This window comes from Pacificimonas sp. ICDLI1SI03 (assembly GCF_054740865.1).
The window spans coordinates 262,621-287,406 of the sequence record NZ_JBSQAU010000001.1 but is presented as its reverse complement, the minus strand read 5'-3'; the positions used below and the strand labels follow the sequence as shown (position 1 = coordinate 287,406).

19 protein-coding genes are annotated in these 24,786 nt (G+C 64.6%); all 19 read right to left on the bottom strand.

Features of this window, described 5'->3' with window-relative positions; genetic code table 11:
- Positions 1-120 precede the first annotated feature (120 nt).
- Positions 121-2,532, bottom strand: coding sequence for a hypothetical protein (locus ACSMXM_RS01365; protein ID WP_460313299.1), 2,412 nt, complete (start codon positions 2,530-2,532; stop codon positions 121-123).
- Entirely contained in the window at positions 2,529-5,234 is a 2,706-nt protein-coding gene (locus tag ACSMXM_RS01360; protein ID WP_460313297.1) for a glycosyl hydrolase 108 family protein, read from the bottom strand. The genes ACSMXM_RS01365 and ACSMXM_RS01360 overlap by 4 nt, the downstream gene beginning before the upstream one ends.
- Complete coding sequence (locus ACSMXM_RS01355; protein WP_460313295.1) at positions 5,234-7,204, bottom strand: hypothetical protein; 1,971 nt, start codon at positions 7,202-7,204, stop codon at positions 5,234-5,236. The genes ACSMXM_RS01360 and ACSMXM_RS01355 overlap by 1 nt, the downstream gene beginning before the upstream one ends.
- On the bottom strand, positions 7,204-7,659 hold the full coding sequence (locus tag ACSMXM_RS01350; protein WP_460313293.1) for a hypothetical protein: 456 nt from the start codon (positions 7,657-7,659) through the stop codon (positions 7,204-7,206). The genes ACSMXM_RS01355 and ACSMXM_RS01350 overlap by 1 nt, the downstream gene beginning before the upstream one ends.
- Positions 7,656-8,087, bottom strand: coding sequence for a hypothetical protein (locus tag ACSMXM_RS01345; protein WP_460313291.1), 432 nt, complete (start codon positions 8,085-8,087; stop codon positions 7,656-7,658). The genes ACSMXM_RS01350 and ACSMXM_RS01345 overlap by 4 nt, the downstream gene beginning before the upstream one ends.
- Positions 8,080-10,356, bottom strand: coding sequence for a phage tail protein (locus ACSMXM_RS01340; protein ID WP_460313290.1), 2,277 nt, complete (start codon positions 10,354-10,356; stop codon positions 8,080-8,082). The genes ACSMXM_RS01345 and ACSMXM_RS01340 overlap by 8 nt, the downstream gene beginning before the upstream one ends.
- 10 nt (positions 10,357-10,366) lie before the next feature.
- On the bottom strand, positions 10,367-11,119 hold the full coding sequence (locus ACSMXM_RS01335; protein ID WP_460313288.1) for a hypothetical protein: 753 nt from the start codon (positions 11,117-11,119) through the stop codon (positions 10,367-10,369).
- Positions 11,116-11,844 (bottom strand): hypothetical protein, encoded by a 729-nt coding sequence (locus tag ACSMXM_RS01330; RefSeq protein WP_460313287.1) that lies wholly within the window; start codon positions 11,842-11,844, stop codon positions 11,116-11,118. Before ACSMXM_RS01330 ends, ACSMXM_RS01335 begins: the two co-directional genes overlap by 4 nt.
- 135 nt (positions 11,845-11,979) lie before the next feature.
- On the bottom strand, positions 11,980-15,204 hold the full coding sequence (locus tag ACSMXM_RS01325) for a hypothetical protein (RefSeq protein ID WP_460313285.1): 3,225 nt from the start codon (positions 15,202-15,204) through the stop codon (positions 11,980-11,982).
- A 91-nt stretch (positions 15,205-15,295) separates the two neighbouring features.
- Positions 15,296-15,745, bottom strand: a complete 450-nt coding sequence (locus tag ACSMXM_RS01320) for a hypothetical protein (RefSeq protein WP_460313283.1) — start codon at positions 15,743-15,745, stop codon at positions 15,296-15,298.
- 130 nt (positions 15,746-15,875) lie between these two features.
- Positions 15,876-16,802, bottom strand: coding sequence for a phage capsid protein (locus ACSMXM_RS01315; RefSeq protein WP_460313282.1), 927 nt, complete (start codon positions 16,800-16,802; stop codon positions 15,876-15,878).
- A gap of 233 nt (positions 16,803-17,035) precedes the next feature.
- The gene (locus ACSMXM_RS01310) at positions 17,036-18,076 is read right to left on the bottom strand and encodes a hypothetical protein (protein WP_460313280.1); all 1,041 of its coding nucleotides are present in this window, start codon (positions 18,074-18,076) and stop codon (positions 17,036-17,038) included.
- Entirely contained in the window at positions 18,057-18,371 is a 315-nt protein-coding gene (locus tag ACSMXM_RS01305) for a Bbp19 family protein (RefSeq protein ID WP_460313278.1), read from the bottom strand. Before ACSMXM_RS01305 ends, ACSMXM_RS01310 begins: the two co-directional genes overlap by 20 nt.
- Positions 18,368-20,002 (bottom strand): portal protein, encoded by a 1,635-nt coding sequence (locus tag ACSMXM_RS01300; RefSeq protein WP_460313276.1) that lies wholly within the window; start codon positions 20,000-20,002, stop codon positions 18,368-18,370. Before ACSMXM_RS01300 ends, ACSMXM_RS01305 begins: the two co-directional genes overlap by 4 nt.
- Positions 20,003-20,095: 93 nt before the next feature.
- Entirely contained in the window at positions 20,096-20,920 is an 825-nt protein-coding gene (locus ACSMXM_RS01295) for a hypothetical protein (RefSeq protein ID WP_460313274.1), read from the bottom strand.
- Between the two features lie 32 nt (positions 20,921-20,952).
- Positions 20,953-21,189 carry a hypothetical protein gene (locus ACSMXM_RS01290; RefSeq protein WP_460313272.1) on the bottom strand — a complete coding sequence of 79 codons (237 nt, stop codon included), beginning with the start codon at positions 21,187-21,189 and terminating at the stop codon, positions 20,953-20,955.
- 1 nt (position 21,190) lies between these two features.
- The gene (locus ACSMXM_RS01285; protein WP_460313271.1) at positions 21,191-22,816 is read right to left on the bottom strand and encodes a hypothetical protein; all 1,626 of its coding nucleotides are present in this window, start codon (positions 22,814-22,816) and stop codon (positions 21,191-21,193) included.
- 397 nt (positions 22,817-23,213) lie between these two features.
- Complete coding sequence (locus ACSMXM_RS01280; protein WP_460313269.1) at positions 23,214-23,861, bottom strand: hypothetical protein; 648 nt, start codon at positions 23,859-23,861, stop codon at positions 23,214-23,216.
- Between the two features lie 616 nt (positions 23,862-24,477).
- Positions 24,478-24,768 (bottom strand): hypothetical protein, encoded by a 291-nt coding sequence (locus tag ACSMXM_RS01275; RefSeq protein WP_460313267.1) that lies wholly within the window; start codon positions 24,766-24,768, stop codon positions 24,478-24,480.
- Positions 24,769-24,786: the final 18 nt, after the last annotated feature.

The window sequence follows — 24,786 nt, the reverse complement described above, 5'->3', positions numbered from 1 at the left end:
CGGGGGGCTGGCCCTGCGAATGGGTGCGGGCGATGCGCTGGCTTCGGGGCCGCATCGCCCGGTTTCGTCTCGCTATTTCGCGCGGGCGCGCAAGGCTGTCAAGCCGTCAGACGCCGGACGTCAGCCCGATGCCGCCGCCAGATCGGGTGCGCGGTCCGGCGCCGTCTCGCCTGGTCGCCACCAATATTGCGTCTCGAAATCCTTTGCCTGCCGCTCCATGGCGCGAAACGACTGCGCCGCGTCGGGGTCGACCAGCTGCTGGAAACTGTCGACCACTACCCGTTCATAGGCCGCGCGCGCATACCACAGGCTGCTGCCCGGCACGTTGCGCCGCGCGAACTTGGCGAGGTCGCGGCCCAGCCGCACATCCTCGGCCTCGGCCAGGTCCATCACCAGTCCCGCCGGCATCGACGCCACATCCCCGGCCAGCTGCACGCCCGGCCCCGCCACCGTCTGCGCAAATCCCCCGCCGAATCTGTTCTCCGCCGATGTCAGGAAATCGCCGAAAATGCCCAGTCCGCCGCCCTGGAACAATGACGCGCCCAGAAATTCCGGTGTGAACATCGGGCGCGGATCCCGCCCCTTCACCACTTCCTTCGCCTGCACGGCGAGCGCACCTAGCAGCGTCGTGGTGCCGATCATATAGGCGCCATACACCCACGGGTTCCATTCCTGCTGGCCCACCATCCGCCGCCCGTGCAGCATCACCAGCGACACGCCGAACGATTTGAACATCGCCCCCGATCGCAACAGCTCGCCGATCAGCGTGCCGGGCGCAGGGCCGGACAACATCGCCTGCCCCCGCACCGTCGTTGTCGGCACCGCGAAATCGCCTTCGTAGATCACCATTTCGTTCAGCCGCTGGCCCAGCTCGCCGCCGACCTTTTCCGGCCAGACATACAGCCCTTCCATCTGTTCGGCCGCGCGCACCACGTCCCAGCCATCGGCGCCAATCCCCGCCCGCTCCAGCGTGCGGCGCAGCGGCGCCTCCAGGTCGGCGAATGCCCGGTCCGACTGATCCGATAGCGCCCCCAGCAGGTCGAGCGCAAAGGCGCGCTTGCCGCCCTCCGTCCACGCCGTCAGGCCGCTGGCGCGCAGCACGCCCGAGGCGAGGTCGGACGTCCACCCAAGGTCCAGATGCTCGCCGGTAAAGCGCGCATGGCTTGCCGCTGTCCGCGTCGCTTCCTCGACGCCGTACCCCATGCGCATCGCCTGCTTGCGCGTCAGGTCCGACGTCGCCTGCGTCAACAGGCTCGACACCGCGCCGCCCTTGGCCCCGGTATAGCTGCGCGTCAGCGCGCCAAAGCCCAGGTCGCCCACCGCCGATATGACCGCGCTGCCCAGATAGGAGGCGGTCAGCCAGGACCGCACGCCCTGCATGTAGCGCGCGACCTTCTCATTCTCCGGCACCGCCGCCCGGCCCGACGTCACGTCGTACATGCGGCCCAGCACCGCCGCCTGCCCCTTGCCGTCGCGGCCCGCGATCTTGGCTTCCTTCTGGATATGGTCCTGCATCCAGCGGATCGTGTGATCCGGGTTCGGCCCCAATATCTGCATATGCGCGATGTCGCGCGCCATGCCGTCAATGTGCGACACCATCGTGTCGAAAATCGTGCCGTCGCCAAAGCGCTCATGATAGGCCAGCCAGTCATCCGAGGACCGAAAATGCAGGAACCGCTCCGCCGTGCGGCCGTTCGCCAGCTTGCCGCCACCCCCTGCTCCGGCGGCACCCGGCACCATCTTGTTCGCGCCCGCCGTCGTGATCGTGTCGAACACGTCGCGCAGCGCGAATTCCAGCCGTTCCTCGGAAAAGCGCAGGCCCGTCTCGCCGTCGATCATGCGTTCGCGGTCCAGCCGGGGCAGGATATCCGCGCGCCAGGCCTCGAACCCGGTGCGGCGGATTTCGCCGGCATTGTGAACGTGCGGCATGCCCCAGTCGCGCAGCTCGCCAATATCGCCGCCTGCCGCATTGTACAGCCGCCGCAGTTCGTCGGTCACTTCGCCCCATGTTTTCGCCATGGCATTGGCGGCGGCATTGCCCGTCGCCTCGCCCTTGGCGGCGCGCAGCACGTCCTTCATGCCTTCCTCGTCGCGGATCTTGCCGAACAGATTGCGCGAATGTTTCTGGTACAATTCCGTCATGCGGCCGTGCGCCATGGATGACAGCGACCGTATGCGATAGGCGACCGACCCATAGGGCGCGCGATCGTCGGTTTCGATCATCGTCTGAAACGCGCGGCCCATCACGTCGCCCTTCGCGCGCATGCGGTCCGACGCCTTGTACCGCTTCACGTTCGCCATCGCCTGCGCCTGCGCCTGCACGGTCAGCAGTTTCTGCTTGCGCTCGCGCGCGAACCGCCGCGCCATCGCCTCCGTGACCGCCTTCGACGCCATGTGCGGTGCCGCCGCCTCGCCATAGGTGCGGGCATATTCCGCCTCCAGCCGGTCCAGATCGCCGGTCAGCTCCGCCGCCCGCTCGCGGGTCAGCGCCCCATCGGCCACAAGGCCCGGAATGCAGGCGCGTAAACTCATGCGCAGTCCTCCACGGCTTTCAGCATTGCCGCCTCTGCGTCGATGTCCGCCAATATGTCGGCAGCACCGCGCGACGTGCCGTCGCCCAGGTCAAAACTTACATCGGCGAAATCCTCCGCCTGGTGCCGCAGATCATGTTCGAAACTGTCGAGCGCGGACACAATGTCCGCGTCTTCGGGGGCGTCTAGGCGGGGCTCTGTGCCAGCAATGGCTGGAACTTCTCGCGCATTTTCGCGACCAGCTGCAGATTGCCCTCCGCCATCCTGACGCTGTTGGGCGCGGGGTTCGGGTGCGCCAGCACCGTCTGCGCCGCCCGCTCCATCGCGTCCGCGCTCGCCAGCGCCTTCTGCGCCCGCTGCCGGACCGTCATCGAAGATCGTGTCGCTGCCATCGTCCGCCCTTTCTATCATGGCCGGTCCCGGATCGCCAGCCCGCGCCGCCTCGGTCTGACGTGCGCTCCATTCGTCGAAATCGACGTCGGGATAATTCGCATCGGCAATCGCCGCCCATTCGCGCGCGGCGAATTCGGCCAGCATCTCGTCGTCCAGATCATCGACCTCGATGCGCGCCAGCAACTCCTCCCGGCCCGCCTCCCATTCATGATAGGATTGCCAGCGGCGCTCCACATCGGGTCCGCCGCGCACGTCGCTGTCACGGCCCGCCTGCAGGTCGGTCGCCAGCTTCTCGCCGATCCATTCGGGGCTGGCGCGCTCGCCGAACGCATAGCCGTCCGGCCCTTCGCCGCCGTCCATGTCCCAGTCGTTGCGCTCGATCACGTCGCCCAGTTCGTCCAGCGGCAGACGCTCCACGTCGACGGCATCCATGCCGCCATGGCGGCTTGCGAACAGCAGCGGATTGCGCAGCACTTCGCCCCGGCCATTCTGCCCGGCACCCTGCCCCCGCTTCCAGATCATGTCGCGCGGCACGCCCATATTTTCGGCATCCTCCGCGTCCAGCCGCACCGTCCGCCCCGTGCGCGCTTTCAGCTCCGCCAGATGCTGCGCGATCACCGTGGAAAAGCGCGGCCCCCGTTCCGGTTCGCCGCCGCGCGGCCCGGCATAGGGGTTGCCCTCCACCCCCAGCAGCGCCGCCAGTTCCGCATCCCGCTGGAAATCGGGATCGGCATAATCGCCAGCATCCGCCACGCCCTCTTTCAGGCGCGGCACACCCAGCCGGTTCTCCACCTTGCGCAGGCGGTTCTCCCAGCCATTCACGTTGCCACCGTATTTCGCCGGGTTGGCCTTCGCCAGGCGGGCATATTCCACACGGCGCAATGCCATGAACCGCACCGGATCGCCGTTCGCGGCGGACAGCAGGTCGCGTGTTTTGCCGACGCCATGGTTGACCGCTGCATCGAATGCCGCTGCCGCAAGATCGGGTGCCAGCCGATCGGCACCGATGGCATCCCAATAATCCTGCTTGAAAAGCGCCACAGCCTGTTCGCGCGTCAGGTTCGCAATATCCAGATCGGGATAGGCATTTTGCGAAATACCGAATTTGGTCAGGCCGCCGCTGTCGCTGATCAGTTCGTCACCGCCTTCGATGTCGTCGATCAGAAAATCGATCAGGCTGTCGAATTCCGAAACCTCACCTTCGACATAGGGGTTCGCCGCAATGGCCGCGTCCCGCCGCGTCGCGCTCGGATCGCGCGCATTTGCCAGCATTGCGTCCAGCGCCGCCGCCAGCCGTTCCTCGTGCGTTTCGGCCGCCCCCGATCCTTCGAACGGGTTGGCATCCGCGACGTCGGCGGCGCGGTCCAGCGCGTCCAGCGCGCCGCGTTCCTCCGCCGTCATGTCCGCCCGGTCGACGGTTGCGCGCATGGTATCGGCGACCAGCCGGTCATGGGGTTCCGTATCCGCCGGTGCCGCTGCCCAGCGATCGCGCAGACCCTGTGGCAGTTTTTCCAGCGCGGGCGCAAACACATTGCGCAGCTGACCGGCGTTCATTTCCGACAGCCGCGACGCACCCTTGCCGCCTGCCGCCAGCGCGCCGCCCAGCAGAAAGCCGCCGGCGGTGGCCAACCCCACATTCTGCATGAATGTTTCCGCCGTATACTCTTCCCCCAGCGCCTCGTAATTCTGCGCGATGAACGGCTGCAGCGCCGTTTCCGCCGCGCCGTTCAACAGCGCCTCGCGCGCCGCGACGCGCAGAACCGTGCCGCCACCGGCGCCGAACAGCGACGCCGCCACATTGACGGGATCGACCATACTGGACGCCATGCCGCCTGCCAGCGTCGCCGCCGTGCCGCTGGCGCCCTCGCCGCGCGCCATGGTGCGCGCCAGTTCCTGCCGCCGGGCCGCCGCCGACGCGAATGCCTGTTCCTCGAATTGCGCCCGGTCGCGTGGCAAATGGCCATAGGTCTGCGGATCGGCTGTCGCCAGCCGGGACGCCTCCGCCCAGAACGCCGCCATGCGCGCTTCCCGCGTGTCTTCGGTCAGCGACGTGCCGCGCATCAGGCCGCGCCGCTCCACAGTGGCTGCCGGTGCCGCATCGAACGGATTTTGCAGACGCCCGCCGGATGCGGCGATAACCTCGTCGACGACGGGCGCGTAGGCGTCGCCCAATATGTCCAGGCGGGACGTCGACCGCTCCCCCAGCGCGACACTTTCCCACGCCGCGCCGAACAATTCCCCGGCCTCCGCTGGCAGGGTAAACGCCTCGACGGTCTCGGGTGCAGGACGGGCAGCGGCGGTGACTGGCATCAGCCGCCGTCCCCGCGACCGCGCGCGCGCGCCGCCCCCAGCTTCGCCACGTCCAGTTCATAGGGCTGGCCCGGTCCGGTCATCACGAACCGGCCGCCGCGCAGGAACCGATAGGCATATCCGGACCCGTCGGTCTTCGGACGCGCCACCATCTGCATCGCCTTCAACCGCCGCGCGGGAACCGGATTGCCGCCCAGGTCAATGGGCACGCCATTTCCCGCCGCCTGAAACGCGGCATCGTCGGCACGCGCGATGCGGCGCTTGAAATCGTCTTCCCGCATGCCGCGCGGACGCAGCACCTTGCGGCCCTGAAATTCCACCGTGCCGCCCAGAACGACTTCATAGGCGCGTTTCAGCTGATCCTCGCTATTGCTGTCCCACTCGCGCGCACCGTGCCGCATCGTGCCGGCGAACAGCGCCTCCGCACTCGCGCGGATCATGTCGTGATCGTCAAAGCCCTCCAGCGCGGGCATCATCTCCAGATAGACCAGCTCGGCCTCCGCCTTCTTCATGATCCCCGGCGCGGTTTTCAGCAGTTCCTCGCCCATCATCATCGCGCGCGACGTGCGCGGGTCCTGTGTCGCCGCACCGCGCAGCACCAGATCGTCCGGCGCGATCTGCGCCATGGCCGCCGCACCGCCGGCGTCGCCAAACTGGCTGAATGCCGCCGCCAGCGATGCGCGCTGCGACGCGCCGCCGTCCGCCTCCGCGCGGTACAGCTCGGCTTCGTCCCCGGTCAGCGGCCCCGGCAGCGGCACGCCCGTCGCCTGTTGCGTCGCCCGCATCGCCGACAGGCGGCGCTGGAACGTCGCCGGATCGCCCATGTCCAGCGGGTCGATGCGCGCGCCGCTCTTGGCCGCCCAGATGGTCCAGTCCTTTTCGATGGCGGCGGCGTTCGCATCGCGCTTCGCCACCATTTGCTGCAGCATCGCCTGTTCCGCCGGCGTCTTGCCCGCCTTCTGCGACAGGGCGCGAATATCGGCATCCATGGTCAGCGGCGCCGCCGTCTCATAGGTTTCGTTGACCGTCGCCGCGATCCGCATCAGCTGCAGCGTCTGCCCTTCGCTTTTCAGGTCCAGATCGCCCGTCGCCTGGATCAGGCTTTCAATCTCGCCATCCTCGGGCACGATACCGGCGCCGACCCGCTCGCGCAGCATCGACACCTGCTCGCGCACCGACGCCTGCGCCGCGCTGATTTCCGATTTCGCCTGCACCGCCACGCGGTTCGCCGCCACCTGCAGCTGGCCCTGCAGGCGCTGCAGCGACGCATCGTCCAGATGCCGCGTGAACGTCTCGCCGGACAGCAACGCCTCGACCTTCTCCACCTGCCCCGCCGCCAGCATGCCTTCGGCCCAGCTGCTCGCCAGCGCGCTTTCCGCACCGCGGCGCAGCTGCTCGGCGGTCGCCTCATCCCCCGGCGCGGCGAACAGCGCCATCGACAGCGCCTCCATTTCGCGCGCGAACACCTGCGTGTCGCCCGGCGCCTGGCGCAGGATCTTGGCGCTGGTGTCGATCGCCACTTCGATATCCGCCACCTGCCCGGCACGTATCGCGCCGTTGCGGGCGATTTTCTGCCGCGACATGAACGCATCGCGATAGCTGGCGAAATTCGTATCCAGGCTTTCGCGCACATTGCTGTTCGACACCCGCCCCATGATCGCTTCGCGGCGATCCTCGAACGTCTTGTCCAGCTCGGTCAGATAATCGGGGCTGTCCGCCAGACTGCCGTCATTGGCGGCTATGTCCGCCGCTTCGTCCATCTCCGCGCGCAGCGCCGACAGGTCTTTCGTCGCGCGCGCCGCTTCGCGCCCGGCCTCGCGTTGCCGGTCGACCGCATATTGGCGCAGTTCGGTCCCGCGCAGCTGCTGACCGATCTGGGAAATCTCTGCACCGATATTGACGCCGAACGCATCCGCGCCCGCCTGCGGCAATGCGCTGCCGCCCGGTCCGACCTGCCGTTCCCACGCCATCAGCCGCCGCCCCCATAGCCCGTCTGTTCGTCGACGGCGGCAAACGCCCCCATGCCACTCTGGATTTCCGCCGCCGCCCCGTAAAATCCGCCCGTCATGGCATTGCGGCCCGCGACCTTCGCCGCGTTCCCCTGCATGCGGTATCCGCGCGCGCGCGTCATGGCGCTGCGGCCGATCATCAGCGCGTCCAGCTCTTCGTTGATCGCGCTTTCCTCCAGCGCGCGGCGCGCACTGCCCATGCCGATTTCGAAACCGCCCGCCGCCTGCGCCGCCGCCTGCTGTCCGCGCGCGCGCCGTGCGCGTTCGCGCAGCATCGCCGCCTCCATGACGCCGCCGCGAAGGCTTTCCTGCGCATTGGCTTCGGCGACGCGGGCATTGTGCTTGCCCATTTCATTGGCCTGCACACCGCCGATGATCTTGCCGAATGCCGCAATGATCGATCCGGGGTCGCTCATGCGCGCCTCCTTTCCAGGACGATGTGCGGCGCATCGTCATCGCCATAGGGGATCGCCGGGCCGAACGGTTGAAAGCCCAGCCAGGCGGCAAAGCGCAGTAGCGGCAGACGGTCATTGACGACGCAATCCAGCGCCAGGCCGCACGCCCCGACCTTCCCGCGCGCGATGCGCGCCAGCAGGCGGCCATGCTGACGCCGGTCGAAATGCCGCGACAGGATCAGCCAGGCCGTCGCGCGCAGCGCCATCATCTCGACGAAACCACCCACCGCGACCGGCACACCGTCCTGCTCGATCGCCCAGGCCGACCCGTTCTCGATCAGCATGGCGGCATGATCCGGCGACAGTCCGGCATGCACCAGGCCGTGCGCGCGGTCGCTCGGCTGAAAGAACACGGCGTCCTCGACGCGCAGGGGGCGGACGCTAATCACCCTGCATGTCCAGCACGGAAACGATATTGGGAACGATGCTGGGCAGCGGATCGCGGCTTTCGATGACCACCTGCCCCTCGCCGCGCGCGGGATCGCCCGGCGCCGCCAGATCGTACAGCAGGCCGGATTTCAGGCGCTGCGCCGTGTCCATCGGCACGGTCAGCGGACGCGGATCGAATTTGCGCAGGGCGCCCGCCAGCGGCCCGCCCCACAGGCCGCCAGCCTCCAGCACCCGCGCCATGACGTTCAGTACCTTGCGCACCCGCGCGCCCGGAAATCCCAGCCGGTCATCCTGCGTATCGGGGCGCAGCGTCACCAGCCGCGCCGTATAGGGCCGCCCCAGATGCACCTCTGCATGTGCCTTCGGCAATTGCCCCCAGCCGTTCACGTCCAGCTTGATCTTCTCATAAACCACACCGTCGGCCAGGACGCTGACCGTCTCCCCCGCCAGATGCGCCGCCGCGACCAGAGAGGAGGGCGCGGTGTTGCGCGACAGGCCGCTGTCGACGAAGAACGCGCTTTCGATCGACCGCGCATCGATCCACCAGGGGTCCATGACCTCGATCGAGCGGCGCCCCTTGGCGTCTTCCGCCAGGATCCACAATTCGTCGACGCTGCCATCCTCGCTGGGCAGATCGGCGGCGGACAGCACCCTGGCACCGCCGCCCAGTTCGCGCACCGCCCACCCCTTGACTTCCTGTTCCGGCGAATAGGCATGACAGGCCAGCCGCCCATCCTTCCGCACCGCCCACAACATGTCCTCGGGTTCCTGCGCATAGGCCATCTGCACGAACCCGGCGCCCGGCCCTTCCCCGGCAATGTCGCGCGCGAAAATCGTCTTGTTCAGCGCAACATAGCGATCCTCGGAAAATTCATATTTCGCCTCGCGCATCTTGCGCCCGCCACGCTGCACAAACAGCACATGCTTTCCGATGCGCCGGGACCACACCTCCGCACTGCCATAAGCGCCCTGCGACACGGCATTCAGGTTTCCGGGTCCGACTGCCTGCCCCGCATCGCGCGGCCCGATGGCATATTCTTCACTTTCCGTGCCGATGATCAGCTGCGTATCTGCAACCACCCACACAATCGGATCGGTCGCCGCCAGCCGGTAATGGAACGCCAGATCCGCCGACACCAGGCCGCTGGACGTTTCATCCTGATGGTTCAGATAATCGCCTGCGACACTGCCATAAATGTCACGTTCGCCGAACAGCACCAGCCGCCCGGCCCAGATCAGGCAATGATGCGGCCAGCCCGCCGCGTCGGAAAAGGCGCCGTGCGTCCATTTCCACGATCCGCCGGTGCCGGGAAAGATGATGTCGGGTTCGCCGGGAATATAGCCGCCATAATCGACCGTCGACGCACAGCTGTCGGGCAGACGCTTCGTGACGGTCGCCGATACGGTACGCGCGTCGGTATAGCCGGTAATCGTCAGTTCGCCGAAGCGGCCGTGCAGATAGGTCCACCGCACCCCGCCCGCCGCCAGCTCGTTGACGTCCTCGCCGGTCGCCATGCCGTCATATTCGGTGCCGCTGTCATGGATCGGCTGCACGCTGCCGGTGCGGCCCGTCTGCGCGCATTGATAGACCTTGCCGTCCGACCGCCGCCGCTGGCCCGCCGTCACCGTGATGCCCGGCTCCCATGCCGGCACGTCGGCGAAATCCTCCGCCTCCAGCCGGAACGGCGCGCCGACATGGCCGGGCAGGAATGCATCGTCATCCGCTGTCAGGGTGACGCTGCCCGACACTGCCGAGGCGACGACGCGGTTCGTCCGGTCGATATTGGGATCGCCGAACGGCCCGTTTTTCAGCGTGACGGTTTCATAGGCGAAATCGGTGGCGCCATCGCGGCGCAGGGCGCCGAACGGAAATCCCGCGCGCGCCAGATACAGCCGGTCATTGCTTTTCTGCTGGCTGATGCGCGGCGCATCCGACGCCATATAGGGCACGGCGACCTCGTAGGGGTCGTTCAGCCCGCCCTCGATGCGGCCGCCATTGGTGTAAAAGCGGACCGCATTGTCGGACCATTCCAGCAAATAGGCTTGCCGACGGTTAAAAATGTACGATGACACCCATGCCGCCGACGGGTCCGCCGGGCGGATATAGCGAAAGCCGGGACATTTGACCGCTGGCCCCTCGACCGTCGGCGCGTAGTTCAGCATCTCGGCCATGCCGATGCGATAGACGGCGGTGTCGGTGCGCGCCTGCATGCGCGTCGACAAGGCGCCGCCGTTGAAACTGGCCTGGTTCAGATGCATTCGGCTCATCGCGCGCGCCTCACTGATGCGTCCAGTTCAGATCGTAACCGGGGTGAAAATAGCCCGTGTGCGCCCGTATCCATGTGCCCTCATTGCGCGCCGTGGCCGGGTTCTCGCGCGCATCGCGCAGCCGCGCGCCTTTCAGCGTATCCTGGTAACGCCCCCACAGGCGGTCGCGGCGTTCGGGGTCGGACTGCAGCGGTTCACAGGCATCGTGCGCCAGGCGCAGCGCCAGCGCGTCCACCGCGCTCGCATCCCATTCGGCGACCTCTTCCACGTCGACGACATAGCGGATGCGCACCGGCCCGCCGCTGTTCGCCAGCAGATACTGCCCTTCGATCTGATAGCCGCATGTCGTCACCCGTTCGTCCAGGATTTCGACGAAGCGCAGCATGTCCGGCGGCAGACGATAGCCCTGTTCGAACGGATAGGTTTCGGGCCGGTCCACGCCCGCTGCCGCCTGCAGCTGCAGCCGCCGCATGGCGAAATTCCACTGCCCTTCGCGCAGAACAGCCTGCCGCGCGACCGTCCAGATGGCGGCAAAGGCGCGCGCCGCCGCGCTGTCCTCATTGGGATCGCGGATCGGCGTCACACCCGACAGATGCGACCAGGCGGCATTCAGCACGTCGACGCGCGACCGGCCCGACGCGGGCGCCGCCAGATAGGCGCGCGACAGCACGGGCAAGGGCAGACCGGGACCATCAGGCACGCCAATATCTCCCCAGACGCCGCCCCAGCTGCTGCCCCATGCGGCGGCCCAGGCCGAACTCATTGCGGCCCCCAGGGCGATCCCGACGTGCCCAGTCCACCGACGACGATGCCCGCGACGCGCGTGATATTGGCACTGATCGCATTGCCGGTGCCGAATGTCAGCTTGTCCGTCTGCGCCTTCACCCCGCCCAGCACCGTATCCAGATTGGCGGTCGCCAGCCCCAGCGCCTCGCGCATTTCCGATGCGGACAGGCCCGATCCGACATTCAGCGCGGCGATGGCGGCGCCCAGACTGGTTTCCACGCTACCCAGGTTCGACGACAGGGCGGACAGCCCCGCATTCAGCGCGGTTGTCGTCGCCGGATCATAGGCGCCCAGCGCGACCGTCGTATGCGTCGCGATCGCGCTGGTGGCATCGCCGCCCTCGATCAGCAGGACATTGACGCCCAGCGGCGAACTGCCCGCGACCATGGCGTCATAGACGGACGCGGGCAGGACCAGACAGTCCACCCGCACCGGCAGCGCGCCCGTGGCATTGACATGGATCGACAGCGACCCCGGCGTGGCGGTGTCAGTCGCGTCCAGCACCGCGACATACAGGCCGCTCTCGACATGCGTGGCACCGCCGCTGTTCTTGGCGGTCAGCACGCTGGCGCCCGTCTTCCAGACACGAATGTCGGTGGCGTCGATCGTCAGCCCGGTTTCCGGCGTCAGCGCGTCCGTCTCGTCATAGAACGGCCCCAGCATGATTTCCTGCGAAGCGGTCGCGGCACGAAGATAGATCATCTCGAAGTCCCCATCTGGAGTAGATATCGCCGCCGGCGACGGAGCTGGATTTGCAGGATCGGATCAGGCGCGGGGCCGTCTTCAAACGTCCAGAATTTCGCATCGGACGCTGGCGAAGCAGCAGCGAATTTGAATTCATTCGCCACTGGAAATTACCGCTTCGCCAAAGAACACCTGAACGGGCAGGCCACCCTCGCCGTCATCATAGAAGGCGCGCATGGTACCCTCCTGCCCGACATCCATGGTGGTATTCTCCAGGGTGACCGTGGCCATTCCGCTGGCATCGGTATCCACCGTCCCTCTGTCCGACTCCGTCGGCAGGTTATCTTGGTTGTAAATGCCGGGATGGAACCACCAATCGACGCCGGTTGCATCGGCAAGCGCAACACCGGTGCTTGCCGTACAATTGAACGTCACGACCTTTGTCCCTAATCCCACAGTTATTGAGGGAAATTGTGTGGCGGCGTGTTTAATGTTAAGAGTTGTGTAGCCTGCAGCATAGGTGGAGGCGGCCATAGCTGTCGCCATGGACTGTTCTGCAGCATCCAGATCGGCGAGTAGGTAATTTGTGCTGTCGATCAGCCCCAGGTCGCGCAATTGCTTCGCGCTGGCGAGCACACTATACATTTGCAAGATATACGCGGGGCCAGAGACATATTGATCTGCGGGCTGGCCACTTGAGATACCCAGATCACGCCAATATTCACCCAGCTCTACAGCTGTCTGATATGGCATATCAGCCGTTAACCCTGTTGCATAGGCAGAGCCATTCATGGCCGGAATGCCCCAACCTTCTGACGTACCCCCTTGAGGTGAAAAGGCGGCGTCACCGCCTCCGTAATGCGCGCGGATTATGACGTGGGAGGCCAACCTCTCGGATAAGATTGGGCGGCCATGGATCGCCCAAAGATAGGCCATTTCTTGCCCGTAGGTGGTATACATGAAGGGCGAGAGCCCGCCGCCATCAATCGCGTGAGCAAGAGCGATGTAGGCTTTCGATGCCGGCCCGTTTGGATCAGCAAGCGCCGCCTGCTGATCGGCCACCCAATCTGCATGGTTGGCGAAACATTCCTCTTCCATCGTTTCGATCCGGCTGGGCTCCCAGAAGATCTTCCCATTTTCAGCGGAAATCCTCTCCAAAGTGCGCCGCGCGCGGAAGAGGGTGGAGAACTGGTTACACGTTGCCCGATCCGTGATATTGTTTGATTGACGTATCCGGTACCGTCCGAGCCCGTCGGGGCCACCCTCATAGGGATAAGCAAGCGCGAAGGCGAACATAGCCTCGTGCATCAGAGCGTGGATAGGGTTATCTGTCGCTAGCCAATAGACGTAACCATGGTTGAAAGTGTGTTCGAGATCGCGCGACACAGGGCGGCTTTCGCCGCGTGAAATTCCGCCTAGGTTTTCAAGTTCTTCGTCGGTGAAGTCCTGATCGACGATCCATGTCATCGGCTCAGTCGCGAACTTCGCGATCGGTTGCGTTCCGCTGGTTACATAGATGTCATCGCCGGGGAACGGCTTCATCGGGTCTCGCAACTGATCGTGATTATGGGACCAGATGAACATTTTCGGCAAAGACATGGCATAAAGAGCCTGCAACCGAAGCGTCGGCGCATAGGCATCGAACTGCGTCTGAGTGCCTTTATAGGCATGCCGGGCCGCCAGGGCGTCATTAGACGAGAAAAATCCACGGGAACTGCCGCGCTCGCCAGTGCCGCCGTCGTGTCCGCCGAAAACCGGGTCCTGCGTTCCGTTCTGTGTCCCGGAGCCGAACGGTACATGAGGCTGGTAAACTATGGACGGCGGCGAAGAAATGCCGTCGTAGGACTGAGACGTTTTAATGCGCGCAAATTCATCTTCATCATAGGGCGGCAAATCATAACGGGCGAGCGCTGCTTGAACACGCGCATATTCTGGTTGAACAAGATCATCGCCAAAGACGACCCCACCACCCTGAAAGCAGCGAAAGCCGCACGGCTGTCCATCCCATTCGACGATCTTGAATGGGCAGTTCACATTGCCCACACCACCGGCATTCGGGCGGCGGAAGATCGTGAGGGTCCGGCCAGGGTGGCCAGTGCGGGTCCAGTACCATCCGAAATATTCACCGTCATCGAACGCTAGTTGGACCGGAAAATCCCCCGCGGGTGTGGTCACAGTTTCGAAGGCTGCTGGGAGCCCTGCGGTGGTAAACGAAAAGTCCGCGACGTAAGACAGCGTGTCACCAGTGGCCGTGTCGCTGACCTCCCCAAGCACATCCTGCTCGGTTTCCTCGTCAACGTAAAATGCCCGCGCTGTGACTTCGTAATCTGTCGTGTTCGAAGCCAAGCCCGTGATCCGTGCCGCTCCCTGATCAGAAGTCAGCGTAGCGTATAGTTCGCCGTTCAGGTAAATCTTGTGGCCGGCAAAGTTCGTTGATGCGGACGACACCAACACGTCGAGTCCCGTCCAGCCGCGGGGACGCGCGGGTGTGGTAACTATAATCGTCGGCTTTGCCAGTACCGGCGCAGCGCCAGCGGACCCCGGCGCTACGAAGCCAATGTTCAGACCACCTGCCGCCGCGCCTTGAAGCACGTTGCCTGCTTTCAGCGACCAATCTTCGTTCAGCGGATCGGTATATTGATCAACGAGCACGACATTATTGATGTTACCGCTCGTATCGTCCGCGACATTATCGGCGGAACCAGAGGCGAGATTGAGGTAGTTCTTGTTGCTCGACGTTGGACCGAAACCGAAGATCGCATTTCTCTGCGCCAATCCGTAGCGAAATCCTGTTGTGCCATTATCACCCCAGTTAGTAGCAAGGCTATAGAGCACCGTGTTATTGAAGTATTTTACACGCCCACTAGATTGCGAAGCCACCCCTGTGAGAATACAATTTTGAACAGTAATTCTAAGATCTTCTGAGCCGTCATTATCTACGATTGCACTTGGAGGGGGCAGTGAAATTCGACAATTTTCTATAAGTATATTGCTATCGGCAGGTAGGCCGCCTGACGATTGGCGAAGTAATGATGACGTTGTATTGCCGCCAGCAGCGGAAAACCGTAGGTTCCGTATGGTGATATGGTGCGAGCTTGTAGACCCGCCCAAAATAAAAATTCCGTCACTGTCCACGAGAGAAAAGGATGCGGCGGCCTCGCCCCCGACGAACCATTCATCGCCAGGCGCTGCTTCGATGACCAACCCTTTGTCGGCTGCTGTGGTCTTCGTCATATTCGTAAGACGAGATTGCGCGCCCAGATCCCCGGAAATCTGCGCTACCTCTTCTTCGATCAGAACCGAAGGAAGGCTTGCATACCACGCCGAAAGCGACGTGAAATCGCCCGTGCCGTCTGCCTTGATTATGCTGGTAGCCATGCGCGCCTCGCAGGTTCAGAGGGGATGGGGACGCGGCATGGCCCCGTGTAAGCTGCCGCGCCCCCCGTCATCGCGAAGTCCAGCCCCCCGGCTAGTTCCGCGTGACGAACTCGATGATGATCATGCCCGTGCCGCTGGATGGCAGCGCGGCGGAGCCCGTCGTGGCGATCAGGAACACCTGTTCGGCATTCTCTTCCATCGCCGCCTTGGCCGCCGTGGTCAGCCGTTCGGTCGCCGCATTGGCCGTGGTCAGCACCGCGGCGGCGGAATAGGCGTCGTCATCGGCCTGCGTGCCGATCTTCATGGTGGCGGTGCTGCGCGTGACGGTCGTTTCCTCCTTGACGGAAACGACGCGCGACCCCGACGGCAGCGACCCCAGCGCGATCACCGACCCGGATGCCTGCGCCGCATAGTCGATGGTCGCCTGCAGGCGGTGCAGCGTGCCGCCGGTTTTCAGGAAATCCGCAGGTGTCGGCGGTTGCTTGGTTCCGTCCAGCACACCCACCTGTTCGCGGGCGTAGAAATCGGCATCGATCTTCATTGTCTCTCTCCTCTTGGGAAACTCCGTGAAAACTCCCGGCTCATGTGGATGCCGGAGGGGGTGAGGATTTCCCCGGCATCCGCAGGAGCCGGGCCGGACCTCGCGGCCCGCCCCGGTCCCTCAGGCGGAATTATCCGCCTGCACCTTCCGTCACTTCGATGATGGCGACACGCGCCTGGTCCGTGCGCGACGCCGTCACGGCGCTGCGGACATAGGCCTGGATGCCGTCGTTCTTGTCGGGGCGGACGCGGATCGAGGAATATTCCTTCTCCCAGTCCACCATCGTCATGCCGTCTTTCGTGTACATCGGCAGACGGCGTGCTTCCGTGCCCTCGTTCCACGTCAGGGGCGCGGCATCCAGCATCGGATTGCCCAGCTCCATGGGAATGAAGGTGACGCCGGCGATGCCTTCCAGCATCTTGCCGTCCGCGCTCCAGCGCGCCTTGTTGGCGTTCAGGAAATCGGAATTTTCCGCCTTCGCATCCTGCGACAGATCGTCCTGCGCCTCCGCCGTGATCGGCATGTAGATCGGCTGTTGCAGATTGACGAACCCCTGCCGCAGCAGCTTGACGCCGGTGCGGATCTTGCGCACGTTCAGGCCCGTGGTGGCGCCTACCGTTTTCGGCACGACGTTCGCCGCCGGAAACGCCTTCTGCACCGCGCCGGTCTTGCCGGTGTGCATCAGACCAAAAAAGCCCTGCAGGAACTGATCGTCCCAATAGCGTTTGACCGCCGCCGCCTGCGACTGCACATTGGCGCTTTCCAGGCTGATGATGCTGGCCAGCTGGTCGATATTGTCGACGATCTCGCCATCGGCGGCATATTCGGGCTTGAATACCCAGATACGGTCGTGCTTGCCCTGCGACAGCGGCGTGTCGGCATTGCGCGACGTGATCGTGGTCAACTTGCGCTGGCCGATGATGCCGGTCAGCAGCTGGCTTTCACCGCTGCCATGTTCCCACGCCACGCTTTCCGCCAGCAGGGACATGTGCTGGCCCAGGGCCATGCGCACATTGCTGGAAAACTTGGTGTAGAAGGTTGCGTCGATACTCTCCATGGTCCTGCCTTTCATTCACAGCGAAAATCGGTTCGGTGCGAATGGCTTGGCGACCATGGGGCCGGGCCAGTCTGACGTTTAACGCCCGCGTCGGCGAGGCTTTCCTGCCCAGGGTCCGGGGCTGCGCAGCAGCTTGGCCGGAGGGGGGGATTGGGAAGAGGTTCCCCCAAACCTCGTGGGATGCGAAAATAGCCAGACGACGCACCCCGTCAATCGAAAAATAACAGATATCGTTAAACTGCGGGCATCCCCGCCGCCACGGCGCGGGTCAGCCTGTCATGTTCCGCGATGGTCGCCGGGTCGCGCAGCCGCAGTTTCTCGGCTTTGCCCTTGTCATTTTCAAAGGCGGTCAGCTGCACTTGCGCCTCTGCCGCGTTCATGCCCAGCTGCTTGGTCTTGCCGTCGGCGCCGAACGTATCCTCTGCCGTCATTTCGCCCAGCATTGACATGAATTTAAACGTATCGGCAGCGCCCAGGCCCGCCTGTAGCTTGCCCAGAAACTCCGTCCCGAATTTCTGTTCGATCCCCAGATTGCGCCAGGCACGGTTCGCATGCGCCTTTGCCGCCACGCCGCCATCCGGCTGCGATTTCAGGAATTCCGCCGCCGCCGTGTCATTCCGTTGGACCTCCGCCATATGGTCGCTGACCTGTTTTTCGACCACGGCATCGAACAGCGCCCGCGCCTGATCCTTGGGCAGGTTCAGCTTGTGCGCCGCATCGCCATAGAACGCGACCAGATCGTCATTCAGCCCGGCGCCCTCGGGCAATTCCAGATTTTGCGGGATCGCGAATTCATACCCCTCCGGCTTGTCGGGAATACCCATCTTCTCGCGATAAGCCGCGCGCTGTTCATCCGTGGCATTTTCTCCCGGCACCTCGACACCGCCATTGCGGATTTGCCGTTCGGCCTCACGATAGCTTTTCGCCAGGCCGGAGACGGATTTATACCCCTTGGCTTTCAGCCATTCCAGATTGGCCTTGTCGTCATCCGACGCGCCCTCGATCAGGCCGTCCAGCCATTCGGAGCCGCCTGCATCAGCGCCTTTCGGGTCCGCCGCCGCAGCATCATCGCCTGCCGGTGCCGCCGCGCCAGCATCCGCTGCCGCTGCCCCGTCACCTGCACCACTTCCGCCCGCTGCAGCATTGCCACCAGCAGCAGCCCCGCCAATCCCGTCGAACGGGCCGCCAGCTGCCGCAGCGGCCGCCGATGCGCCGATCTCGGTCGCCACCGCTGCTGCGGGCGCCGCACCGCCATCATTCACTTCCTCTGCCATAATCATCCTCCACACGGTTTAAATTCGCCAGTTTCTCGGGCCGCCAGCCCAGATATTCCTCGATCAGCAACACCACTTCCTCGCGGCCCAGGATGCGCGCCGTCTCCAGCGCCCCGCCCTCGCCGGGATAGAATTTCGATTGGTCGCGCCGCGCATAGGCGCGCAGATGCGCCAGCACCCGCTCCGCATCGGCGCGGTGCGGCGCCTCCGCCTCGGGATCGAACAGCGCCTGATAATGCTTGCGCAGCGCCTGCCGCTTCAGCTTCTGCCATCGTTCAACGGTGGCGCGCATCATGCCGCCACCGCCTGCGCGCGCGCCAGTTTCTCGATCGCGCCGGCGCCCTGTTCCAGCGCCTCCATGCTGACCGCCTGCGCCTGATTGTCCTCGCGCGCCGCTTTCTTAGCCGCCACCATGTCGGGGCTGGCGATGAACGTCGGCCGCACGCCCAGAACGTCGGCCAGTTCGCGGCCCATATTCTCGGTATCGAAAATATCCCACACGCCGGGATCGATGTTCGCAATCGGCGTCGTGATGTCCAGCAGCTGGCCCAGCCCCGTCGCCTCCGACGCCCGCGCCATGCGGGTCAGCGGGTTTTCCAGTTCGACGCGAATGCCCGCCTGCCCCGCGCGCATCGCCTCACGCATCACCGGCGGCGGTGGCGGGATCGCACCGGAGCGCAGGCCGATGTCCAGCTCGCGTTCGATCATCGGGCCGACCCATTCGGTTTCCAGCTGGCCCAGCACCGGCCCGACCAGCAGGCCGGACAGCTCTTTCAGGTGCAGGACCTCGGTCGCCGTCATGCGATCGCGGCTGTTCATCAGCAATTCGAACACGGAGGACAGGAACATTTCCTGTACCGGCCGCCGTTCGCGGTCCTGCATTTCCAGACCGATCGGAATATTGGCCGCGCTGCGCATTTCCTGCACCAGCGGATTGCCGCGTTCGTCCAGGCCGCCGGGAATGGCCTGGCCCGGCGCGACGATCACGCCGATCAATTCGTCATCGTCGGATGTCAGCAGCGGCGGCTCCGCCATGCGCTGCGCAGCACGCAAATTGGATCGCGCCATTTCCTGCAACATGCGCACCTGCGGCAGCGTCGACATGGCCGGACTGCGGCCATAGGCGTCGTTCGGGCCATCGTCTGCGCGCGCCACGATCAGCGGCTTGGAATAATAGCCCTTTCGCCGCAGAATATGCTTTTCGTCCATGGCGATGTGCAGGCTTTCCCACGCCATGCCGTTCGCGCCGATCTGGCCGCGACGCCTGTCCGGGTTGCGGCGGATAACGCGCAGCACCCATGTTTTTTCGTGGCCCTGATTTTCCGCGATACGCTTGCGCGCCTGATCCGGCAGCGCCTCTAGGCCGAATTCCTGTTCCAGCTGGGTGAATGTGCATTCGCGTTTCAGGTGAACTTTGTCGGGACGCCCGCGAAAATCCTCATCTATCCACACGGCGGAACTGTGCAGCGTGCGATAATAATATCCGCGCCCCGGCACTTCGTCCGCCAGGAACGGCATGATCCCATACAGGCCGCCCTGGTGGACATTCTGCGCCGCCTGCGCCTGAAACCCGGCATAGGGGCTGGCGCGCATCGAATGCAGGCGGTCATTGGCATAGGTCAGCCAGCGCCGCGCCTCATAATCCCGGTTCAACTCGCCGCTGGTCGTGGTCAGAAATCCCCAGCGGCTCCCGCGCGGGAACATCAGGCCAGTGACGGCGGCGCGATATTTCTGCGCCGCCTCAACGCCAGTCATGTCGAACAGCTGCGACCCGTTCCGCCCCGGCGTCCGGTGACGATAGCCGCCCGACGCGCCGGGATCGTACAGATATTCGATTTCCCGGTTCGTCGCGTCATATTCCGAACGCTCGCTTTCCATGCGCGCCTGATCGGCCAGCAGGGTCGTGACAGTGCTTTCGTCGGACATGATGCGCGCTTTCGCTGAAATGACGGGACCGGAAATGCGGGGCGGCGGAAAAAGGGACAAACCGCCGCCCCTCCCCTCGCGGGGATCGGGTGATTACAGGACGATTTGCCCGTCCAGGCTGACCTGCTGGCCCGCCGGCACGGTGATCGGCGACGGCAGCGCGCCGTAATCGACCTGATTGTCCTTTTCGTCGAACAGCGCGAACCCCTTGATGACGAGTGGGCGCTGCGGGTGCCCCGTCACGGTAATGTTCTTGTCTTTGGCCAACAGGAACTGCTCGCCGCGCTGGCGCCAGGCATCATTGCCGGAAATGCGGGTGCGCTCGAATTCGCCAATGGCGGTCGCGCCATCGGACAGCACCAGATAATGTGCGGCGCCGCTGTCGAACAACGCCTTGCGCGCCGCCGTGTCGGGCGCGGATTTGCCCGTCATCGGCCCGGCCTTCGCCGCCTTCGGTGCCTTGCCGGCGGCAGTGACCGACGCCGCTTTCTTCGCCGCCTTTTCCAGCGTGGCGACCTGTTTGGTCAATTCCTCGACCTGGGCGCGCAGCACTTCGTCGCCATTCGCCAGCGCATCGTCCCGTTCCTGCTCCGCCACCTTCTGCGCATCTTCGGCGGATTTACGCGCGCTCTCCGCCAGAATGGCATCGTCGCGATATTCGTCGCGTTCCTTGCACATGGTCGACAGATCATGCCGCAGCGACGCAGCCTCGCGCTGCGCATCTTCCGGCTTCGCCTGGATGAACAGCACTTCGGTGCGCACCCTACCCGCTTCGCGATCGGAGAACGTCTCCGGTTCGTCCAGCGACGGCCCGGTGACGACGAATTTCCCCGCCTCCGTTTCGGTCAGCGTATAGCCGCCCGTCGTTTCCATGATCTTGATCGGAAATTCCGATTTCGCCTGTTCCTTGCCGCCCATAATAACCTCCTCTTTCGGTGTTTCTTTCGGGATCAACTGCCCAGTGTCGCCTTGCCGACCGCCGATGCCGACGCTTCGCCGCCGCCGCCCGCACCAGCGATCAGGTCCGCCGCCCCGCCGCGCCGCTTGCGCAGTTCGTCACGGTCCATGGCGTCGATGCGCGCATCGTCCCGCGTCGGGCTCGACAGCGGCGAGGGCGGCTTGCGGGGTGTCTTGACCAGACCCGTAAGTTTCAGAACCGGGGTCAGAATTTTTCCGGGAACGTCCATATCAGCCATAGCTCCTGACAACTGGGGGAGAGTGACGCCGCGCAGACGCCCGCCGCTCCTTCGCGGCGCGCACGCTGTCCAGATCGTCGCGGGTGCGCCCGGCCTTCGACAGGCCCTGGCACAGGTACTGCAGCGCATCGTGCGCGTGCGAATAGTCGTTCTTCAACGGCTCGGATTTGTAATGGCCGTCGCCCTCGCCGACCTTCACGCGCTGGAACACATAGCCATTGTTGAACCCGCGCCGCAGCCAGCGGCATTTGCTGGCCAGCAGGAACCCCGGTTGTCCGCCATCGACGACACGGTGCAGCGGTTGCTTGACCGCCTGCAGGCGCCCCTCCAGCCCATTCCCGCCCGGCGCAATCCGCACCTTGAATTTCGAATGGCCCAGCGCCGTCGCCAGCCCCTTCTTGAACCAGTCCATCCAGCTGCGTTCGTTCGTGCCGACGCCGCTGTCGGCGGCCGTCGCGGGATCGCAATAGGCGGTGTCCAGCGGATTATCGGGATACTGGCCCAGCAAATGCTCGCCGACCCGCACGCCGAATTCGTAGGCGCTGATCTGGTTCAGGTGCTTGTCATTGCCCTGCGGCTGCACGGCAATTTCATCCAGCACGCGGATCTGCCCCAGGCTGGTCCGCTGGCCGATGATCGCCGCAGGCGTCAGGCCGCCGTCGACGCCCAGGAACAGCCCCTGTTTCGCGACCGGCGGCGCAACACCCAGATGAAACTCATCCTTATATTCGGGATAGACCGGCTGCCCGTTCTGCACCGCGCCGAATTCGTTCAGGATCATGCGGCGGATCATGTTTTCGTCACCGGCCAGACCCATCAGCGCCTTGGCGTAATAGCCGCGGCCATTCTCCAAATTCTGCAAATTCTCTGCATCGGGGTTGACGCTCAAATGCCCTTCGGCATCGCGCAACATGGCAGGCGGTTGACGGTGGAACCCGACGCCAAAATGGTCGCCCAGCTCTTCCTGCAGCATCTGGACCGTCATTTCGTCCAGGCCCAGCCGACCCTCGACCAGCTTTTCGTACGTCCAGTTATCCGTATCCGGCGCGTTCATGTCCGACAGGACGCCGGACCAGGTACATTTGCCCCATTGTCCGTTCGGATAACGGCCCGTGCGGGTCAGTGCGAGCGAGAAGGCCAGCAGCGGCAGCGTGTCGACTTCGTTGAAGAACCAGATCGTCGGCTCGAAGCCGCGCATGAAATTCTCGATGTCATGATCGCCGATCGCCGCGAAGATCATTTCGAGCTCCACCACCCCCAGCGGCCCGAAGTCCATTCGCACCACATGCGTGATCGGCGTCGCACCTGAAAAGCGAACCTCTCCCGGCCCACCCTTGGGAAACCATTGGAACCAGCTTTTCATTACGCTGCGTTCCAGATTTGGATAAGTGTCGCGGATCGCGACACAACGGGCACGGCGAACACCGTCTGTCCCCGGCCCCTGCATCAACGCTATATTGATGATTTTTTTGAAGTTTTCGGTCGTTTTTCCGCCACCGACTGGCCCCATGATGTTGGTGATGAAACGCAAATCCGTGCGATATGCGTCCGCCACCGGACCAGCCCGCTTGAACTCGATCGGGCGGACCGCCTTCAAATCTGGCGCACCTGACGTCATTGACAGGCTTCCCAGCCCGAGGCGCGCGCGCTAGGGATCGTGGCTTGGCGCGTTGTGCCAGGGCGGAAACTCCCGCACTCCCCGCGCCCCTGGTTCATACGGGTGGAGAACCGCCCCTCTTCCCCGCGCCCCGACAGGCGAAAATTTGATTTCCGGCGATCCCGCAGGGCCACCAGAAGGGCTGGGGGCGAATTCGTCCCGCGATTTTCCAAGATCCGGCCTGTGTCTCGCGCGACTGCCCCGGAGGGAAAATTCGCCGCGTTGGGGGCCCCACCCCCTGCCGCCGGGCGAGGCTCGATCGACACCCCCCACCCTGCCCGCCGCTTCAACCTCGGAAGCATGGCACGAGGGACGGAAAGCCGTGCAGGATCAACGGCATAGGACAATCCTTCCGACATCATCCTTCCGACGCCCTGTCGTCGTCGTCGCTAACCCTTTGATAATCCACGTCTTGCAACATATCGAACACGTCGACCGGACGCTGCGCCTTGTCGACGACATTGCGCAGATCCTCGCTCGACATGTCGGGTACGTTCGTCCCGGCCATCAGGAAGACGACGCCGCCCTGCGATTTGACCTCGACCTCTGCCGGCATGCGACTGGCGACGTAGGGCGCCAGCTGCGCCAGCGCCGTCGTCTTCAGCTTCAGCGCATCGTGATAGCCGCGCCCCAGGCGACGCGCCGCCCGCTCGACCAGATCGGCCACAAGGCGCGGCTTGTCGTCCAGATCGAGCTTCGCCAGCACCTGGTCGAACGCCGCCATCCCCGACAGCTTCGCCGCCAGATGATCCGTATCGGCGAACCCGACCTGCGCCAGGCCGACCCGCACATCGCCATGCTGCCGCCGGATGAACTCGGCCCAGTCCTCGGTCGCGCGATTTTTTGCGCCAGGAGGCCGCCCTTTCCCCCGCGATGAAGGGCAATTCGCGCCTTTCGGCTCATCACCGAACAGCGGCTCTTGCCGCGTCGGCATGTCGGAGAACGGTTCCGCCCGTTCGTCGACCGCATCGGCAGTGACCTTGGCGAGACCGGAGGCCGTCGCCATTATCTAGCCCCTATTTTATTGTTTTCATTGGAAAACACGTTGCGGTCCCATCGAAGGAAGCCGCAGGTTTAACGATTAATGTTAAATCTTGGCAAGCCCTCGACCGCTGCCGGAACGCACGGAACGGGCCTAAGAACGAAAATTGACACGCCTAACTTAATGATAGATATACATTAAAAAACTCGTTCCGGTCGTTCCCCCCCTTTTACCACGCGCATGTACGCGCATGGCCGCGCGCGCACATGTGTGGAATGCGCGCGCGCGAACAGCCCGGAACGAGCGCAACGACGGAAAAGAAGAGAGGAAGATCAAGGGGAAAGGCGTGGCGGTTTTCGTGCCCGCCGCCCGTTCCTGCGCCCGTTCCGGTACGGGAAGCAGGCATTCCCCCGCGCCCGGAGGCGGATTAGTCCCATGCCGGAACCATCGCCCGACGTCCACCCCCAACCTTCCTGACTGACCAAAAGGGCGCGGGCGCGGGGATGGAGTGGAACGGGAGGGAAATAGCGGAAATCGAGAATATGAGAGGGCGCGGGGCGCGGGATGAGGACGCGGCGATGCCGCGACCTGTTGTGGCGCCGCTGTGGCGGCGCATCGCCTGACGGGCGAGGGCCAGCGCCTAATTGTCCTGGTCGCGCTCCGCCAGGCGGTTGCGGTGAACGTTCGGCACCGGCCGTGCCGCCTCCTGCGCCTCGGCCAGCTGCAGCACTAGCGCCGCCACGCGGTCGACGGTGGCATCGAGGTCGTGCAGCCCGGCCGCATCCAGGCCGCGCGTCACGGCATCGCCGTAAAGCGGGATCAGGCGCAGCCGCACCTGCACGATGCGCGCCACGAACCGCATCTCCGATCGCACGGTGGCGCCGTTCATGTTGGCGAAGCGATAGAGGGCGGCAAGGCTCATGCGCGACACCAGAACATTACACGAACA

Excerpts from the sequence above, each read along its gene's own strand:
- ACSMXM_RS01340 (WP_460313290.1), bottom strand. The coding sequence starts at position 10,356 with ATGAGCCGAATGCATCTGAACCAGGCCAGTTTCAACGGCGGCGCCTTG.
- ACSMXM_RS01365 (WP_460313299.1), bottom strand. The coding sequence starts at position 2,532 with ATGAGTTTACGCGCCTGCATTCCGGGCCTTGTGGCCGATGGGGCGCTG.
- ACSMXM_RS01285 (WP_460313271.1), bottom strand. The coding sequence starts at position 22,816 with ATGACGTCAGGTGCGCCAGATTTGAAGGCGGTCCGCCCGATCGAGTTC.
- ACSMXM_RS01330 (WP_460313287.1), bottom strand. The coding sequence starts at position 11,844 with ATGATCTATCTTCGTGCCGCGACCGCTTCGCAGGAAATCATGCTGGGG.
- ACSMXM_RS01315 (WP_460313282.1), bottom strand. The coding sequence starts at position 16,802 with ATGGAGAGTATCGACGCAACCTTCTACACCAAGTTTTCCAGCAATGTG.
- ACSMXM_RS01320 (WP_460313283.1), bottom strand. The coding sequence starts at position 15,745 with ATGAAGATCGATGCCGATTTCTACGCCCGCGAACAGGTGGGTGTGCTG.
- ACSMXM_RS01325 (WP_460313285.1), bottom strand. The coding sequence starts at position 15,204 with ATGGCTACCAGCATAATCAAGGCAGACGGCACGGGCGATTTCACGTCG.
- ACSMXM_RS01295 (WP_460313274.1), bottom strand. The coding sequence starts at position 20,920 with ATGGGCGGCAAGGAACAGGCGAAATCGGAATTTCCGATCAAGATCATG.
- ACSMXM_RS01280 (WP_460313269.1), bottom strand. The coding sequence starts at position 23,861 with ATGGCGACGGCCTCCGGTCTCGCCAAGGTCACTGCCGATGCGGTCGAC.
- ACSMXM_RS01355 (WP_460313295.1), bottom strand. The coding sequence starts at position 7,204 with ATGGCGTGGGAACGGCAGGTCGGACCGGGCGGCAGCGCATTGCCGCAG.
- ACSMXM_RS01290 (WP_460313272.1), bottom strand. The coding sequence starts at position 21,189 with ATGGACGTTCCCGGAAAAATTCTGACCCCGGTTCTGAAACTTACGGGT.
- ACSMXM_RS01310 (WP_460313280.1), bottom strand. The coding sequence starts at position 18,076 with ATGGCAGAGGAAGTGAATGATGGCGGTGCGGCGCCCGCAGCAGCGGTG.
- ACSMXM_RS01305 (WP_460313278.1), bottom strand. The coding sequence starts at position 18,371 with ATGATGCGCGCCACCGTTGAACGATGGCAGAAGCTGAAGCGGCAGGCG.
- ACSMXM_RS01350 (WP_460313293.1), bottom strand. The coding sequence starts at position 7,659 with ATGAGCGACCCCGGATCGATCATTGCGGCATTCGGCAAGATCATCGGC.
- ACSMXM_RS01360 (WP_460313297.1), bottom strand. The coding sequence starts at position 5,234 with ATGCCAGTCACCGCCGCTGCCCGTCCTGCACCCGAGACCGTCGAGGCG.
- ACSMXM_RS01335 (WP_460313288.1), bottom strand. The coding sequence starts at position 11,119 with ATGAGTTCGGCCTGGGCCGCCGCATGGGGCAGCAGCTGGGGCGGCGTC.
- ACSMXM_RS01300 (WP_460313276.1), bottom strand. The coding sequence starts at position 20,002 with ATGTCCGACGAAAGCACTGTCACGACCCTGCTGGCCGATCAGGCGCGC.